This window comes from Priestia sp. FSL R5-0597, from assembly GCF_038006305.1.
GTDB classification, from domain to species: domain Bacteria; phylum Bacillota; class Bacilli; order Bacillales; family Bacillaceae_H; genus Priestia; species Priestia zanthoxyli.
Window position 1 is genome coordinate 2,249,353 of record NZ_JBBOUZ010000001.1, and the last position, 16,051, is coordinate 2,265,403.

The window sequence follows — 16,051 nt, forward strand, 5'->3', positions numbered from 1 at the left end:
ATTTTTTTTGTGTGTAAAGCAAGAAAGCATAGCAGTCTTGCATACAGTCGTTTGAAAATACTCAGGCTGTTGTCCATTCCTATTGTCATTTTACTCATTACCGAAATGCATGAAAACGATTTACATAATGAATTATACAGAATAAAAAAACCGTGATATGCTTTTTTTAGAGAAAAAAGGAAGTGACCAACTGTGAGCTATACCGTAATTGGAACATCGGCTTTTCGCAAAACAAATGTTGCGCTTTTTGCAGCAGGCTTCAACACATTTTCAATTTTATATTGTACACAGGCCATTTTACCTGAATTTTCTAGAGAATTTGGGATATCTCCGGCATTTGCGAGTTTATCTCTTTCGTTAACGACCATCACGCTTGCGGTTAGTATGCTTTTTTTAGGTTCTTTGTCGGAAGTGTGGGGACGAAAGAAACTGATGGGCCTATCGTTAATTTTTGCGTCATTGCTATGCATCATGACAGCATTTAGCTCTACCTTTGAAACAATGTTAATTTTTCGCGTTATTCAAGGAATCGTGTTAGCAGGGTTGCCTTCTGTGGCCATGGCTTACTTAGGAGAAGAAATTGAACCCGGAAGTTTAGGAAAAGCGATGGGGATTTATATAAGCGGAAACGCCTTTGGAGGCGTAGCGGGAAGACTTATGACAGGAGTGCTCACGGAGTATTTTAACTGGTCTGTAGCTCTTGATGTTGTAAGCGTAATCAGCTTATTGGCCACATTTGTTTTTTTTATGAACTTGCCTGATTCACAGAACTTTACTTCTCGGTCATTTGAACTTCGTCAGCTTACCGGCTCTCTTCGCAGTCATCTTCAAGATAAAGGGATGCTTTGTCTTTTTGCTATTGGTTTTGCACTGCTTGGAAGTAATGTAGCTTTATACAATTATATTGGATACGCTTTATCTGCTCCTCCGTATTCTTGGAATCATACTCTTGTAAGTTTTATTTTTATCATTTTCTTTGTAGGAGTATTCAGCTCAGTCTGGATGGGGACGCTGGCGGATCGATACGGTCGGAAAAAGGTGCTGTTATGTACGATTGCTGTTACGCTTATAGGTTCAATCGTTACGCTGCATCCCGTTTTATGGATAAAAATTACCGGGCTTTTGCTGCTGACGTTTGGCTTTTTCGGAAGTCACTCCATCGCCAGCAGCTGGGTAGGAAGAAGAGCAACGCATGACAAAGCGCAGGCTTCGTCTTTGTATTTGTTTTTTTACTATGCAGGATCGAGCATTGGAGGGACTGTGGCTGGATTATGCTGGAGCGCGTACGGCTGGAAAGGTGTGATTGCTCTAATTGGTGTGTTTCTTACAACAGCCTTTTTCTTAGCTGTTCGTTTATCAAAAATGCCGGCTCAGCAGACGCACGTTCACTAAGAAAATGTAAAGACATATAGCTATTGATTTAAAAAAAGAGGCCGGTACAAAAGGATTTTAGCCCAAGTGAAAAACGAACCATTGATCAACATGTTTGATTAGTGGTTCGTTTTTTTTGTTATGGTGAACATAGTTTCATCTGTTTCGTTCCTTCTAGCAGCTGATTGGAGGGCAAGACGGAGACTCCTGCGGGAAAGCGGAACAGGTGAGACCCCGCAGGAGCGAAAGCGACGAGGAGGCTCAACGGACGCCCGCGGAAAGCGAAGTCTTGCACGGAAATCAACTGCGGTGTCGCAAGTAATTTATACTAGCTACTTTAGTCTTTAGATTGAAGTAATTTAGTTATGTCTTAATTTCATTCCCTAGTTTAAAAGCTGAATAAAAAGCTCCGCTACTTTTTTATGAGCGCTGTTAGCAGGATAGATATAAGAAAAGCGGCGCTTAAAAGGAGCGGTGTTAACATTGAGAATCGATAGGTGCTTTTGTTCTACATCTTCTTTAATAGCACAAAGCGAGAGTACAGACATTCCTAAATCGTGAACAATCGCTTCTTTAATTCCTTGATTGCTGCTGATCGTTAGCATGCTTTTCATTTTTAAACCGTTGGACATTAGAACGTGATCTAAATATTCTCTTGTTCCAGAGCCTTTTTCACGCGCTACCCACCGCTGATTTTGTAAATCATCAATTTCTACTTTTTTAAGCTGAGCCAAAGGGTGATCCACTGACGCAACGATGGCAAGCTCATCGTCCATAAAGGACTGAATATGTAAATCGGACTCTTCCGTGTGACCTTCAATAAGCCCTACATCCACTTTGAAATGACGAACAAGCTGAGCAATTTCTTTTGTATTACCGATCGTCACTTCTACATCAATATCAGGATATTGTTCACGAAGCTTTGCTAAAAAGGAAGGAAGAATATATTCGCCAATTGTAAAGCTGGCGCCAATCGTTAGCATTCCTTTGACACGGTGATGGTGTTCGTAAATATCTCGTTTCGTATGCTCATATATTTGAATCATTTGTTTAGCACGATCGTATAAAATTTCGCCGCTGGGTGTGATTTTTAACATTTTAGGTGAACGCAGGAACAGGGAAGTTTGAAATTCTTTTTCGAGATTTTTGATGTGTACGCTTACGCTTGGCTGTGAAATCATTAATTTTTCCGCAGCTTTTGTAAAGCTTTGCTCTTCTACAACAGAAACAAACGTCTTTAACGCATCATAATACATAGAGTATGGCTCCTTTTATATTAAAAAAATTAATTATAAACATTATAAAACATTATTATGGTAATAACTAGGGGCACTTGGTTAAGAAAAGTAAAACAAGGTGCTGACTTAAAGGAGTATGTTAGCTTGCAACGAAGGCAGCCTGCGCAATTTGTTTACAGTTATTTTTGTTTCATCTATAAAGCTATTAAACACTTTTTTGTCATCTATTTGTAACAAAAGTAAAAAAAGTACTTGTTTTTTCCAGAAAACATACTATAATATTAACTGTAATGCGACAAGTAATACAGTTAATACACCTAGTACACACATCATGATTTTGGGTAGATGAAGGGAGGCAGACTATGTTCGATTTAGATATTCGTAGTCGTAAGCCGATATACGAGCAATTAGTAGATAAATTGAAAGAGCTTATTATTCATGAAGTCTTTAAGGCTGATCAAAAGCTTCCATCTGTTCGGCTGTTAGCAAAAGAATTAACGATTAATCCAAATACAATTCAAAAAGCGTATCGTGAACTAGAACATCAAAACTATATTTATTCAGTTCCAGGCAAAGGAAGTTTTGTAACGCCTCAAGTTGATACACTAAATAACGAGAAGGTGAAAAAGATGAAAGAAGAATTAGTAAAGCTGTTGGCAGAAGCTATGTATTTAGGAATGGACAAAGATGAAATTCTATCACTTATTTCACAGGCTGAAAAAGCAGTAAAAGGAGGAAGCGATAGTGATTGAACTGAAGGCGATAAAAAAAGAGTTTGAAGAAATGGAAGCTCTAAGAGACGTCACGCTTTCTATAAAAAAAGGATCTATTTACGGACTGCTTGGCTCCAACGGGGCAGGGAAAACAACGCTATTAAAAATCATTGCAGGTATTTACAAGCAGGATCACGGAAAGATTGCCATAGACGGCGAGGAAGTATTCGAAAACGTTGGTTTAAAAGAACGTATTATTTTTATGCCAGATTCTCTTTATTTTTTCCCTCAAACAACGATTAAGCAATTAGCGTCTTTTTATAGAAGCGTCTATCCGACTTGGAACGAAGAACGGTTCCAAAAATTAAAAGAAGCTTTCCCAATTCAATTACATAAAAAGGTACATAGAATGTCCAAGGGAATGCAGCGTCAAGTAGGATTTTGGTTAGCGCTGTCTGCTATGCCTGATGTACTTATCTTAGATGAGCCGCTCGACGGTTTAGATGCGGTAATGCGTCAAAAAATCAAAAACCTTCTTGTTCAAGACGTAGCAGAACGGGAAATGACGATTTTAATTTCGTCACATAACCTGCGAGAAGTGGAAGATCTTTGTGATCATGTAGGCATCTTGCATCACGGTCAATTATTAATTGAAAAAGAGCTGGATGATTTAAAGTCTGATGTGCACAAAATTCAAGTTGCATTCGAAGGAGATGTGCCGCTAGCGCTTTATGACACGCTAGACATTTTATATCAAGAAAAACGAGGAAGCGTCTTGCTTTGTATTGTTCGAGGAAAAGAAAATCACTTAGTCAACAAAGTCCGATCGTATAAGCCTTTAATTTTTGACATCTTGCCACTTACGCTGGAAGAAATCTTTATTTATGAAATGGGGGATGTGGGTTATGCAATCGAAAACATCATCGTTTAACCGCGGCATGTGGATTCAATCCATGAGAAACGTGGGATGGATTGGGCTTGTATACTTGCTAGTACTGCTGTTCGCTTTACCTTTACAACTGATTTTCACTTTCACAGGAAAGGTAGAGCCTTATATAGAAAAACCAGATACGCTATTTAACGTATTGGATGGGCTGGAATTTGTGTTTATGTTTGTTGTACCAGTGTTACTTGGTATTTTTCTATTTAGATATATCCAAACGAAGATTGCGGCTGACTATATTCATAGTTTACCAATTAAGCGTTCTACGCTGTTTCATCAAAATATGCTTCTGGGCGCGTTGGTTTTAGTTGTTCCTATTTTAATTACGGGAGTCGTTACTTTTGCCGTTAAAGGAGTTTTAACCGTTGAGGATGTTTATACAACAGGAGATGTTCTAAGCTGGGTCGGTTACAGTATTTTAATTAACTTATTTGTGCTGACTGGAACTGTTTTAGCGGGAATGTTCACCGGAATGTCTGTCCTCCAAGGAATCTTTTTATATGTTCTATTTCTTCTACCCGGCGGAATCTCTTATTTAGCTATATCTAATGTAAAGTTTTACTGGTACGGTTATGCGTATGACTATTACGTGAACAAAAATGTTGACAGCCTTGTTCCGTTTTCACACGTAGCGCAAATGGTAGCTCATAAAAGCTTTTCTACTAGTGCATTTGTTTATATTGGACTCATTGTCTTATTTTACATCATTGCTTTAATCACCTACCAAAAAAGAAAAGTAGAAGCTGCTACGCAAACCATTTCAGTTAGCTGGTTAAAACCGGTATTCGTATACGGAGTAACCGCTTGTTCACTCATGTTAGGCGGATTTTACTTTATTAGCATGAAAGGTGAATTTTCATGGATGGTCGTGGGCTATATTATTGGTTCATTAATAGGTTATATAGTTGCTCAAATTATCTTAAATAAAACGTGGCGGATCTTTACGAAATGGAAAGGGTATCTAGGCTTTGTTATAGCCGCAGCTATCGTTGGCTTTATCATTCATTTAGATGTATTTGGCTACTCTACTAAAGTACCGGCAGCTTCAGAGATTGAAAGTGTATATTTTGATGAAGATATATATCCATTGACTGATAAACCTGAAAACTATGCAAATGGAATGAATGGCTATTATGAAGCTCCATATTACTATACAAGTAAAGAAACGATTCAGAGTGTTCGTCAGCTGCAAAAACAAATTACAGCATCTAAAGATAAGAAGCTGGATCCTGATAAACAAAGTGAAATAGAAAGCAGAAACGGTAAAATGGCTGTATTTGCTTATAAATTAAAAAATGGAAAACAAATGGTCCGAGAATACTTTATTCCATTTTCAGACTATAAAGCTTTTTATAAAGAAATTGCAGAAACAAAAGAATACAAAGAAAATTTCCATCCGCTTTTACGAACAAAAAACACGGATAAAATTAAAAGCGTGAGTTTTTCTGTTCAAGGAAAGTCAAATTCAATCAACATTACAAATCCAGATAAAGTACAAGAACTTATACACGTAGTCAAACAGTCGATGATGAACGAAACGTTTGATGAAATGTATAGCACAAAAGAAAGCTGGGCTTCAATTGAGTTTATGGATGGAAAAGGACAGTATGTACAAACTGCATCTTGGGATAAGTCTTATAGCGAAGTAGAAGCATGGCTGAAAAAAGAGGGTTTATATGAACGTGCTCGTCTCATGCCAAAGGACGTAGAAAAAACCGAAGTGTTTAAAAATTCTTCTCATCTTAAAAACGATTATCGTCTTCAAGAAGAGTTTACATCTCTAATGAAGGATGAGAAAGCAATTAAAGTAAAAAACAATCAGCAGGTAGAAACACTTCTTCAACATGCGAACTTACGAGACACGGGAGATTATCTTGTTGCTTTTTATTACAAAGACCAAGTAGATACTCCTCAGATTTATATGTTGAATGAAAATGAACTGCCAGCAGAACTAAAAGAAAAACTAAAATAACAAGGGAGAACTTATTATGTGCGGCGAGGAATTACAAGATTATTTAAATCAGGTGCTGGCTTATTTATTAAAAAATGGTGTGAATAGACAAGACGCCGAAGATATTACGCAAGAAGTAGCATTAAAATATTTAGAAAAACAAGAAATGGTCGATCCTGAAAAAATAAAAGCTTGGATGTTTCGCGTCGCATTAAATAAACGCTGTGATTTAGGAAGGCGTAAAATAGTGAAAGACCGCTATACGTCTTCTTACAAAGAAGAACCCGTTATGTATACGCCTATTCAGCAGGTCCTCAGAAATGAAGAAGCGGCTGAATGTCAGGCGATTTTAAATCAATTGAATCCTAAGTATCGCAATTTGCTTCTATTAAAATATGGATTAGGATTTAAATATGAAGAAATTGCCGAGTTATTAAATATGCAGATGACTACGTTAAAATCAGCTCTTTACCGCGCGCGCAAATACTTTGTGAAGGGATATAATGAAGTCATTTAATATAAATGAAACAGCAGCAGTTTGTGAAAAAGAACTTTTTTACACAAACTACTGCTGTTTTTTTCGTATTTTTCTTCTTTGGACGGCATAGATAATCAAACTGATCGCACAAAAAGCTAAAGTGATCTCAATCACATCAGTATAAGAAGATGTCGTATTAAAAAAGGAACCGAAAATAAATAAAGCCAGCGTCCAAATGAAACCAAAAGAAAATGAGACTTTAATGTAATGACGATGCTTCATTCCGCTTGCCCCGAGAAAAAAAGGCATCACATGTCGCATTCCTGGTAAAAAGTAGCTTGCGATGATGGCGTGAGATCCATATTCTTGAATCGTTCGCTCAACTTTCATGACATTCTTTTCCCATCGCGGGCGTTTTAATAGCGCAAGCGCCTGAGCTGAAAAAAGACTGGCTATCAAAAACTTGAGGTATAAGCTAAGCATCATGCCGCTGTAGGTAAGTATAAAAGCTGGAATATACTGAACGGATGGAGACGTAGCCTGGCTGCCTGCAAGCATAATATATACCGGGTCAGGAATAGGAGTAAGGTTGGCTCCGACTAAAATGATAAAAAAGAAATATCCGTAGCCTAATTGGTTAATGGCTCCGATAAGCTGATCAATCACGTTTTCTTCCTCCTTTCTTCATTAGAATACGAGAGAGTGACACACAGTGTTCGCTCAAAATAAAAATAAAGTATAGGTACGCACAACTTAGGAAAAAAGAGTTATAATAAATAAGAATGTACGTTCTTCTTTCGGGGATTAATTATACAGAAAGAGGTGATAGTATGAAAATGATGTACCCTAAAAACGGCAAAGTTATTCTTCATATTGATGCTAATGCTTTTTATGCATCTGTTGAAACCGCACATGATCATACGCTCAAAGATAAGCCTCTTGCTATTGCTGGCAATCCAAAAGAACGAAGAGGAATTGTTGTAACCTGTAACTATATTGCTCGTAAACGCGGAGTGTATGCGCCTATGCCTCTTTGGGAAGCGAAAAGAAAATGCCCCGAGCTGGTTGTTATAAAGCCTAATTTTCCATTATATCGCCAAGTGTCCAAAAACATGTTTGATTATTTAGTAACCATTTCACCTCTTTTAGAGCCCGCTTCAATTGATGAAGGCTATTTGGATATTACAAACTGTGCTGAATTAGGCTCTCCTCTTGACATAGCAAAGTCCATTCAGCAGCATTTAATACAGACGCTGCAAATTCCTGTGTCAATTGGAATCGCACCGAATAAATTTTTAGCCAAAACGGCAAGTGATATGCAAAAACCTTTAGGAATTACCGTTCTTCGAAAAAGAGATGTCCAAACAGTTCTTTGGCCAAAAGCCGTAGAGGAAATGCACGGAATCGGTAAGAAGACAGCTGAAAAGCTAAATGCGATTAAGGTGGTGACGATCGGTGATCTAGCAAATGCCGCTCCCGGTCTTCTTAAACAAACTCTCGGAGTAAAAGGAGAAGTTATGAGAGACCGAGCGTGGGGCCAAGATGATCGACAGGTGAACCCTGATCGCCAATCACAGTTTAAATCAATTGGAAACTCTACGACGCTATCTCAAAATGCAGTAGATGAACATGAAGTTCTGCCTATTTTAAATAAACTATCGCACTCAGTGAGTTCTCGTATGAAAGCGAAAAAAGTTGTAAGCAAAACGATTCAGTTAACGATACGATATAGTGATTTTAAAACTATTACTCGAAGCCAAACTATTTCTAAAACAATTAGCGAGCCAAACGATCTTTTTCATTACAGTGCGGTATTATTTCAAAAGCATTGGAACGGAGAACCGATTCGTTTATTGGGCGTAGCTGCTCTTCAAGTGAGTCACCAGCTTCAAGAAGAAGAACAGTTGGATTTGTTTACATACGGAGAACAAGCAAAAAAAGAGCCTTTATACAAAGCGGTCGAAAGTTTGCGTGAAAAATATGGAGATAACATTATTCAAAGCGGTTTAAAAAAACAAAGAGGAAAAGAAGAGAGGTAACTCTCTTTTTTTGTATAAAATAATAGGTTTACACTCATTATAGAAGGGGAAGTACATTACTATCACGGTAATCAAAGTGATTACAAAATGAATTTGATTGCGACTTTTTTAATTGTCTGCAATGAAATTACATAAAATAATCTATGAGGTGATCTTATGTCAGACGCACTATTTACATCTAAAGCAACAGCGGTTGGAGGCCGAGATGGTCGAGTTAAATCAGATGATGGTATTATTGATTTAACCCTTGTAAATCCTTCTCCAAATAACAAAAAAGAAGGAACAAATCCCGAGCAGCTGTTTGCAGCAGGGTATTCTGCTTGTTTTGACGGCGCTTTAAATTTAATCGCTAAAAAACAAAAAAAAGACATTGATTCGTCTATTACTGCAGAAGTAAGTCTACTAAAAGACCACACTGATGATGGATTCAAAATTGGCGTGGTGTTAAACGCTCATATTAAAGGCGTTTCACAAGAAGTAGCTGAGAAGCTAGTAGAAGATGCACATCAATTCTGCCCGTATTCTAAAGCAACACGCGGAAATGTTAACGTAACGTTAAATACAACGGTTGAGTAAATAAAAAAACGCTTGGATTTTTCTGAAATCCAGGCGTTTTTTTTATGTGCAATTTTATATGGTCTATTTTTGATTGTACGTATGCAGTGATTTCAGTAACTCCTGCAGCGTTTCTTTCAGCTTTTCTAATTCTCCCTGTGACTTATTTGTCATGCTAAAAACTTCTTCTGGAATATGACAAGCTTTATCACGTAATTTTTTTCCTTTTTCGGTTAAACTAATAAAAACAACGCGTTCATCTTCATGAGAACGCTCACGAATCACTAATTCTTGATCCTGCATTCTTTTTAGCATAGGAGTAAGGGTGCCTGAATCCAAATACAGAAGTTCGCCCATTTTTTTCACGCTGAGTGTTTCATGTTCCCATAAAACAAGAAGGGCTAAATACTGCGGATAGGTTACTCCTAATTTATCGAGCAGCGGCTTGTACACCTTTGTAATTTCTCGAGACGTGGCGTAAATTGAGAAACAAAGCTGATTTTCTAGCTGCAGCTGCTTATAAAGTTGTTCCATTCATGTTGCCTCCAGTCTATTGCTTTTTATTTAATTATACACAATTAAATAGGGGTGTCCAATAACGCTGGATGAAAAAGTGATCAAGCTGTAAATAAAAAATGGGAATTTTACATATACTAAGAAAAAAAGGGAGCTGTGCACATGTATTTTGCAAAAAAAGCCGTAGAAGAAGAAGTAGATCAAATGATGGATACGACTGTATATGCGTGTCAATCTGAATCATGTAATGGGTGGATGAGAGAAGATTTTGTTACGGTTGATTATAACTGTCCGATTTGCGGAACAGGAATGTCGCAGGAAGTACGCGAGCTGCCGAAAATTAAGTACGACCACCAATTTTATAATAAATAAAAAAGAAGCAGCTGCTTCTTTTTTATTTTTCACTAAAATTTCATTAAGGTAAGCTAGACTAAGAACCAACATATGATGAAGGTGAGGAATATCAGAATGAATCAAGGGAACTTTTTGAAAGGTTTATTTTGGGGAACCTTATTTAGTATTCCTATTTGGATTTCATGGTTTGGCTGGTTCCGCATTTTATCACATCTTGCATAGTTTCGTTTTATAAACCGTCATACGCGCCCTTATCTTTCTATTTCCGCTATAATAAGGGTGATAGAAAAAATAAGGAGCTGTTCTCTATGATTCAATACAAAACGGAGCAAATGACGGTTTTTGAAAGCGCGCTATTTCAAACAACATCTGCAGTGATTGAAACAAAAGACTGTGTGATTGTTGTTGATCCAACATGGCTTCCTCACGAAATTAATGAAATTAAACAGCATGTTCAAGAGATCTTAAATCATCGCAAGCTGTATGTATTTTTTACTCACGGAGATTTTGATCATGTCATTGGGTATGGCGCTTTCTTAGAATTAAATGCCACCTTTATCGGCAGCAAATTTTTAAAAAATCATCCGGACAAAGAAGAAAAAGTTCAAATGATTAAGCAGTTTGATCATGACTATTATATAAAAAGATCTCATGATATTATATTCCCGGAGCTGGATATTGTGGTAACCGAAAATGAACAGCACATTACCTTAGGTGAAACATCTATTACCTGTTATTTTGCAAAAGGTCATACAAACGATGGACTATTTATGATTGTCGATAATTCAATATGGATCGCAGGGGATTATTTATCGGACTTTGAATATCCGTACATATATGAAAGTGTAAACGATTACCGCGACACTCTTGCTACTGCGCGACACATTTTAGCTAAGTACCAAAATCTAACACTAGTTCCCGGACACGGAAAAACGACACATCACCGAGCTGAAATTCAAAGACGAGTGGAGATGGCCAGCTCTTATTTAGATGAACTGCAAGCTGCAGTGAAAGAAGACAGTAAAGAAGCGCTTGATAAGCTAAACGACAAATTGGCATTCCCATCTGATTTCACGGCACAATGTCATCAGAAAAACGTTGAAATTATGAAAAGAGAATTGCTGTTATAGAAATCGAGTGTACAGTCATCCCGTTGATATTAAAAGTAAGAAACCGCATCTTCTGTTGGAGATGCGGTTTCTTACTTTCCTTTATTTATCAATTTAATGAAACTTTTTCCTTTTATATCCGTTTATATAAATAAGAAGTTATTTTATTTGTAAAGGAGTATGACAATGGGGAAAAACGGTTGTGTAAAATGCGGACATACAGAAGCAAAAACAAAAGAAATTGCTACAACGGGAACGGGGCTGTCTAGATACTTAGACGTTCAGCACAATCAATTTACTGTGGTATATTGCACGAGCTGCGGGTATTCAGAGCTATATAATAAATCATCTTCAAGAGGCAGCAATATTATTGACTTATTTTTTGGAGGATGAAAATGAGTATCGACCTTATTGAAATTGATAAAGACCGGCACGCTTCCTATTTAAACCTGCTATTAATAGGGGATGAAGACGAAAAAGTAGTGAAGTCGTATATAAATGAAGGTTCCTTATTTACCATTGTGTATGAAAAGAAGGAGATAGGAGTTGTGCAGTGCCTCACCGATGAAGAGGAGTCGGCAGTAGAAGTAAAGAATATCGGTTTAAAAGAAGCATACAGAGGAAAAGGAATCGGCAGCAAAGTCATTAAAAAGTTAGAAGTACTGTATGAACGTAACCAATATTCTAAAATGATTGTAGGAACAGCGGACTCCAGTCTTGAAAACATAGCATTTTATAAAAAGGCAGGCTTTTATCAAAGCGGTGTCAAAAAGAATTTCTTTTTGCAGTACGTTCCACCGATTTACGAGAATGGCCTGCAAGCTATCGATATGATTATGTTTGAAAAGAAATTAAAAAGCAGAAGCGACTAACACGCTTCTGCTTTTAATGATTAATCTAAAATTTGAAGTTTTACCGTTTTGCGTCCCCAATTTAAAGCTGAGCTTTGAGATGCCATAAATAAATCAACGCGAGTACCTTTAATGGCACCGCCAGTATCTCCAGCAATTGCTTCTCCGTAACCTTCTACGTATACGCGAGAACCTAATGGAATCACGCGAGGATCAACTGCAATTACTTTTCGATTAGGATTTGACCTTAGGTCGATGCCTGTAGCAGTGATTCCGCTGCAGCCCGCACAGTAAGCAGTATAAGCTGTTGCTTCAACCGTAATCTCTTTCGAAACCGACTTACTTTCTTGCGCTGGAGCAGGTGCCGGCGTTGAAGTCGACGGTGCTGAAGTTGACGGTGTTGAAGGAGTAGCAGGTGATGGCGTTGATGGTTTCGCCTGAGCTGCAGCTTGTCCGCCTACTTGTAGCACTTGATTAATGTAAATCGTATTAGACGATAAGTTATTCCACTGTTTTAATTGAGAAATTGAAATGCCGTGTCGCTGTGCTACGCTCCACATTGTATCTCCAGGCTGAACTTTATAACTTTTACTGTTGCTAGGAGCCGGGGATGCCTGCGTTTCGTTTGTTTTTTCTTGTACAGGTGCTGAAGGTGATGATGAAACTGTTCCTGTTCCGTTTATTTTTAATACTTGATTCACATAAATTAAATGACTAGATAAGTTATTCCACTCTTTTAGCTGCTGTACAGAAGTACCGTTGTTTTTAGCGATACGATAAAGCGTGTCACCTGATTTTACTGTATATGTATGATTTGAAGATGTTGTAGTTGGAGTTGAACTAGATGAAGAGTCAGTAGATGTAGATCCAATTTGTAATGTTTGGTTTGCATAAATTAGTGTGGAAGAAAGACCATTCCACTTTTTTAAGTCCTCAACTGTTACATTATGCTGCTGTGAGATGCTGAATAACGTTTCTCCAGCTTTTACTTTATGCGTGTCTGTGTCAGCCGATGCTGCGTCTGCAATTCCAATTGATACTAAAGCTGTGGCCCCTAATGTAAAAATGTGTTTTTTCATCTAATAATTCTCCTTTATTTCCAATAGTTGTCTCTTATTCTATCAGCAATATGTAACAAACTCATGACAAAATGGTAGGTTTTATATTACAAGTTTGTAACAATACGTCTAAAAATATAGAAAAAACGCAGTTTTTTTACGATTATGATGAAAAAAGTCTTAATTTGTCTGGAGAGATAGACTAGTAAAAAAGGTATTCTGCTTTTATAAAAATGAAGAAGAAAGAAGCTATGCTATATTCAAATGACATGATAGAATAGACAAGTTAGAAATGAACGGATAAAAAGGGAGTTAGACATCTATGGAAAAACGCTCTATCTCTTCATATTTAAAAGCATGGGTGCGCGCACTTTCAATTGAGATTAATTATATGAAGAAACACGGCGGAGAAAAGTATACGGTAGGAAAAGGAGAGTACTTAGGGCAGCAGGGAGATGCGTATCTTTACCGGTTTGAACGCACAGCCGATTTATACCTTTTTGATGGAGCTCAGGTACGCCTTGTCCACCAGCATAAAGAAAGTAAAGGAGAAGTTATCGGAACGGAAGGATTTGATTTGTACCTTAAAATAGATGCGTTTATTGGACAAGAAGTAGACGAACTCGATATATATAACGAACCATGGGAATTATTGCAGGCGCTCATTGATAGACTGACGGAAGCAAAAGACTATAAGCAAAAAATAGTAAGAATCAAACGTCTTATGAGAGGCGATAGTCCTGTTCGCCATAAAGAGTATACGTCTAAGAACGCTCTTCATGAAGTGTTGCTGCGAGCGCGTTATAACCGTACTACTTATATTTGGGGGCCTCCTGGAACAGGGAAAACATATACGCTGTCCAAAATCGCGGCAAGCTATTACCGGAAATCAAAGCGTGTCCTTTTATTATCTCACAGTAATGCAGCGGTGGACGGTTTGCTGCAAGAAACTGCACGTCAGTTAAAAAAGAAAGAAGCTTGGAAAAAAGGAAAACTCATTCGATACGGAGCAACAAAAAGCAGCGGCTTAGAAAATATAAAAGTAGAAGAAGTCATTGGAGAAGATGATCCGGATTTAGCTCAGGAGATGCGTGATTTGCAAGAAGAACGAGTTTACTTAAGCAGGTATCCCAATAGAGCTCACCAGCTTCAGCAAGTTAATAAAAAGCTAAACGCCCTTCGTAACAAGTGGATTGAAGCGGAGAAAAATGTTTTTGATCAAGCGTATATTGTAGGCACTACTTTATCAAAAGCGGCTATTGACCGATTACTTTATCAAAGTGAATTTGATATGGTTGTGGTAGACGAAATTAGCATGGCATATGCACCGCAAATTGCTTTTGCAGCTACGTTAGGAAAACGAATTGTCGTATGCGGCGATTTTAAACAGCTTCCCCCGGTATCTCAATCTTCTCATGCTGAAGTGAAGAAGTGGCTGCAGCGAGATTTATTTGAGCAGACGGGTCTTGTAGAGCAAGTAGAAAGCGGTGAGATCCATCCGCATCTTTTTATGTTGAAAAAGCAAAGAAGAATGCATAAAGATATCTCAGCTTTTACAAATCGCTATATTTACAGCAATCGAGTAGGGGATCATCCATCTGTCACAACAAGTCGAGAAGTAGTAGCAAGCAGCCGGCCGTTTGCTCATGAAGCAGCGCTTATGCTTAACATTGGTCAGTTGCATTCTTCCGCTATGCGAGATGTCGCTTCCGGTTCACGCTATAATGTGATAACAGCTGTTTTGGCGGTAAGTTTGATACTGCGGGCACGCAAAGCTTCTTCGGCTACTATTGGCTATGTGACTCCTTATAAGTCTCAAGCTAAATTGATTAATGCATTTCTTCAAGATATTGAACCAGCCAGCGATATAATCGCAGCAACCGTACACAAATTTCAAGGCGCGGAACGAGATATCATGATTTTTGATACGGTCGATACAAAGCCGCAGTCAAAACCAGGTTTACTTTTAACAAATGAAAATAGCGACCGATTGGTAAATGTAGCGGTGACGCGTTCAAAAGGAAAATTTATGATGCTTTCAGACGAGTCGTTTGTCCAGCAGCGTGTACCAAAGGAGCGAGCGTTCTGGAAGTTGGTCAACCACTTTAACGAAAATCAAAAAGTATACCAACCTCAGCAATTTTTAAAAGAAGTCATTCAGCATCGGAAATTGATTTGGTACCATCCATCGAACAGCAGTCAGTTAAAAAAAGATTTATATCAAGCTCGGCAGCAGATTTTATTGTGTATTCCTTATGCTTCGCTTGTTCCTCAAGAAATACGGGAGATGTTACATTCATTTAAAGGTGAAGTGACCGTTCTTACTCGTGAACCAAAAGAAGTTCGAATTGACGGTGCTCACGTCATTTCATCTGCTGTTCCGATGTCACTGCTTATCATCGATGAATCCACTATATGGATCAATATGCCTTACGGCGGAAAAAATGAAGCGTTTATGGCAGCTAGAATTGAGTCAAAGCTAGGCGCTAAACAGCTTATTCGGTCAATTGATTTTACAGAAGATAAAACAAGAAATCAAGAAACAAAAATGTATATAGAAACAAATAAACCACAATATTCTTTGAGTAATTACCTTCGTAGCTGGGATCGCTGTGAATCCTGTCAGCATATGCGAGAAGTAGAGATAACAAAAAAAGGAAAAGTAAGGTTTATTTGCTATTATTGCGGGAAAACAAGTGGGGCAACACGTTTATTAGTGGAAAAATATTTAAACTACGTACATGCTGTATGTAGAGCATGCAAGCAGCCGATGAACGTAGAGTATGATGAAAATAAAGGCGTCTACGCATGTTGTCCATCTTGCAAAAAAGAAGTTTTGCCTAGAGATCTATTGTAACTTTAGGAAAAGGGCGTG

At 37.9% G+C, this 16,051-nt stretch carries 17 protein-coding genes; 13 read left to right on the forward strand and 4 right to left on the reverse strand.

What is annotated here, in order from left to right:
* Positions 1 to 192 precede the first annotated feature (192 nt).
* Positions 193 to 1,392, forward strand: a complete 1,200-nt coding sequence (locus MKX72_RS11425; RefSeq protein ID WP_340759539.1) for an MFS transporter — start codon at positions 193 to 195, stop codon at positions 1,390 to 1,392.
* A gap of 120 nt (positions 1,393 to 1,512) precedes the next feature.
* Complete coding sequence (locus tag MKX72_RS11430; protein WP_162200721.1) at positions 1,513 to 1,719, forward strand: hypothetical protein; 207 nt, start codon at positions 1,513 to 1,515, stop codon at positions 1,717 to 1,719.
* A gap of 35 nt (positions 1,720 to 1,754) precedes the next feature.
* Here the strand turns inward: MKX72_RS11430 and MKX72_RS11435 are convergent, their stop codons facing one another.
* On the reverse strand, positions 1,755 to 2,627 hold the full coding sequence (locus MKX72_RS11435; protein WP_013083080.1) for a selenium metabolism-associated LysR family transcriptional regulator: 873 nt from the start codon (positions 2,625 to 2,627) through the stop codon (positions 1,755 to 1,757).
* Positions 2,628 to 2,971: 344 nt separating this feature from the next.
* Between MKX72_RS11435 and MKX72_RS11440 the strand changes: the two genes are divergently transcribed.
* From MKX72_RS11440 to MKX72_RS11455, 4 genes are read left to right on the forward strand one after another with little or no spacing between them, the layout of a single operon-like run.
* On the forward strand, positions 2,972 to 3,361 hold the full coding sequence (locus MKX72_RS11440) for a GntR family transcriptional regulator (RefSeq protein ID WP_013083081.1): 390 nt from the start codon (positions 2,972 to 2,974) through the stop codon (positions 3,359 to 3,361).
* Entirely contained in the window at positions 3,354 to 4,253 is a 900-nt protein-coding gene (locus MKX72_RS11445) for an ABC transporter ATP-binding protein (RefSeq protein WP_028413411.1), read from the forward strand. The genes MKX72_RS11440 and MKX72_RS11445 overlap by 8 nt, the downstream gene beginning before the upstream one ends.
* The gene (locus MKX72_RS11450) at positions 4,228 to 6,237 is read left to right on the forward strand and encodes a DUF6449 domain-containing protein (RefSeq protein WP_034266003.1); all 2,010 of its coding nucleotides are present in this window, start codon (positions 4,228 to 4,230) and stop codon (positions 6,235 to 6,237) included. The genes MKX72_RS11445 and MKX72_RS11450 overlap by 26 nt, the downstream gene beginning before the upstream one ends.
* 16 nt (positions 6,238 to 6,253) lie before the next feature.
* On the forward strand, positions 6,254 to 6,733 hold the full coding sequence (locus MKX72_RS11455) for an RNA polymerase sigma factor (RefSeq protein ID WP_028413409.1): 480 nt from the start codon (positions 6,254 to 6,256) through the stop codon (positions 6,731 to 6,733).
* Between the two features lie 48 nt (positions 6,734 to 6,781).
* Here the strand turns inward: MKX72_RS11455 and MKX72_RS11460 are convergent, their stop codons facing one another.
* Complete coding sequence (locus tag MKX72_RS11460) at positions 6,782 to 7,360, reverse strand: DedA family protein (RefSeq protein ID WP_014460178.1); 579 nt, start codon at positions 7,358 to 7,360, stop codon at positions 6,782 to 6,784.
* A gap of 164 nt (positions 7,361 to 7,524) precedes the next feature.
* On the opposite strand from MKX72_RS11460, the gene MKX72_RS11465 reads away from it, so the two are divergent.
* On the forward strand, positions 7,525 to 8,733 hold the full coding sequence (locus MKX72_RS11465) for a DNA polymerase IV (RefSeq protein ID WP_033578936.1): 1,209 nt from the start codon (positions 7,525 to 7,527) through the stop codon (positions 8,731 to 8,733).
* A 156-nt stretch (positions 8,734 to 8,889) separates the two neighbouring features.
* On the forward strand, positions 8,890 to 9,309 hold the full coding sequence (locus MKX72_RS11470) for an organic hydroperoxide resistance protein (RefSeq protein WP_016764045.1): 420 nt from the start codon (positions 8,890 to 8,892) through the stop codon (positions 9,307 to 9,309).
* A 63-nt stretch (positions 9,310 to 9,372) separates the two neighbouring features.
* Here MKX72_RS11470 and MKX72_RS11475 read toward each other — a convergent pair whose 3' ends face one another.
* Positions 9,373 to 9,822 carry a MarR family winged helix-turn-helix transcriptional regulator gene (locus MKX72_RS11475; RefSeq protein ID WP_033578937.1) on the reverse strand — a complete coding sequence of 150 codons (450 nt, stop codon included), beginning with the start codon at positions 9,820 to 9,822 and terminating at the stop codon, positions 9,373 to 9,375.
* Positions 9,823 to 9,966: 144 nt separating this feature from the next.
* Between MKX72_RS11475 and MKX72_RS11480 the strand changes: the two genes are divergently transcribed.
* The 4 genes from MKX72_RS11480 to MKX72_RS11495 all read left to right on the forward strand — a co-directional run bounded on the left by MKX72_RS11480 (position 9,967) and on the right by MKX72_RS11495 (position 12,139).
* Complete coding sequence (locus MKX72_RS11480; protein WP_340759554.1) at positions 9,967 to 10,176, forward strand: cold-shock protein; 210 nt, start codon at positions 9,967 to 9,969, stop codon at positions 10,174 to 10,176.
* Positions 10,177 to 10,466: 290 nt separating this feature from the next.
* Positions 10,467 to 11,288, forward strand: a complete 822-nt coding sequence (locus MKX72_RS11485) for an MBL fold metallo-hydrolase (protein WP_033578938.1) — start codon at positions 10,467 to 10,469, stop codon at positions 11,286 to 11,288.
* A gap of 165 nt (positions 11,289 to 11,453) precedes the next feature.
* A complete protein-coding gene (locus MKX72_RS11490) occupies positions 11,454 to 11,660 on the forward strand; it encodes a zinc ribbon domain-containing protein (protein ID WP_016764047.1) in 207 nt (68 codons plus the stop codon).
* Between the two features lie 2 nt (positions 11,661 to 11,662).
* Positions 11,663 to 12,139 (forward strand): GNAT family N-acetyltransferase, encoded by a 477-nt coding sequence (locus MKX72_RS11495; RefSeq protein ID WP_034266012.1) that lies wholly within the window; start codon positions 11,663 to 11,665, stop codon positions 12,137 to 12,139.
* A 20-nt stretch (positions 12,140 to 12,159) separates the two neighbouring features.
* Here the strand turns inward: MKX72_RS11495 and MKX72_RS11500 are convergent, their stop codons facing one another.
* Complete coding sequence (locus MKX72_RS11500) at positions 12,160 to 13,197, reverse strand: LysM peptidoglycan-binding and 3D domain-containing protein (RefSeq protein WP_049164475.1); 1,038 nt, start codon at positions 13,195 to 13,197, stop codon at positions 12,160 to 12,162.
* Positions 13,198 to 13,498: 301 nt separating this feature from the next.
* Here MKX72_RS11500 and MKX72_RS11505 point away from each other — a divergent pair, with 301 nt between their 5' ends.
* A complete protein-coding gene (locus MKX72_RS11505) occupies positions 13,499 to 16,033 on the forward strand; it encodes an AAA domain-containing protein (protein ID WP_033578940.1) in 2,535 nt (844 codons plus the stop codon).
* Positions 16,034 to 16,051 lie beyond the last annotated feature (18 nt).

Coding starts and splice junctions, on each gene's coding strand:
- MKX72_RS11485 (WP_033578938.1), top strand. CDS start 10,467: ATGATTCAATACAAAACGGAGCAAATGACGGTTTTTGAAAGCGCGCTA.
- MKX72_RS11455 (WP_028413409.1), top strand. CDS start 6,254: ATGTGCGGCGAGGAATTACAAGATTATTTAAATCAGGTGCTGGCTTAT.
- MKX72_RS11490 (WP_016764047.1), top strand. CDS start 11,454: ATGGGGAAAAACGGTTGTGTAAAATGCGGACATACAGAAGCAAAAACA.
- MKX72_RS11505 (WP_033578940.1), top strand. CDS start 13,499: ATGGAAAAACGCTCTATCTCTTCATATTTAAAAGCATGGGTGCGCGCA.
- MKX72_RS11435 (WP_013083080.1), bottom strand. CDS start 2,627: ATGTATTATGATGCGTTAAAGACGTTTGTTTCTGTTGTAGAAGAGCAA.
- MKX72_RS11500 (WP_049164475.1), bottom strand. CDS start 13,197: ATGAAAAAACACATTTTTACATTAGGGGCCACAGCTTTAGTATCAATT.
- MKX72_RS11430 (WP_162200721.1), top strand. CDS start 1,513: ATGGTGAACATAGTTTCATCTGTTTCGTTCCTTCTAGCAGCTGATTGG.
- MKX72_RS11470 (WP_016764045.1), top strand. CDS start 8,890: ATGTCAGACGCACTATTTACATCTAAAGCAACAGCGGTTGGAGGCCGA.
- MKX72_RS11450 (WP_034266003.1), top strand. CDS start 4,228: ATGCAATCGAAAACATCATCGTTTAACCGCGGCATGTGGATTCAATCC.
- MKX72_RS11475 (WP_033578937.1), bottom strand. CDS start 9,822: ATGGAACAACTTTATAAGCAGCTGCAGCTAGAAAATCAGCTTTGTTTC.
- MKX72_RS11440 (WP_013083081.1), top strand. CDS start 2,972: ATGTTCGATTTAGATATTCGTAGTCGTAAGCCGATATACGAGCAATTA.
- MKX72_RS11465 (WP_033578936.1), top strand. CDS start 7,525: ATGAAAATGATGTACCCTAAAAACGGCAAAGTTATTCTTCATATTGAT.
- MKX72_RS11495 (WP_034266012.1), top strand. CDS start 11,663: ATGAGTATCGACCTTATTGAAATTGATAAAGACCGGCACGCTTCCTAT.
- MKX72_RS11480 (WP_340759554.1), top strand. CDS start 9,967: ATGTATTTTGCAAAAAAAGCCGTAGAAGAAGAAGTAGATCAAATGATG.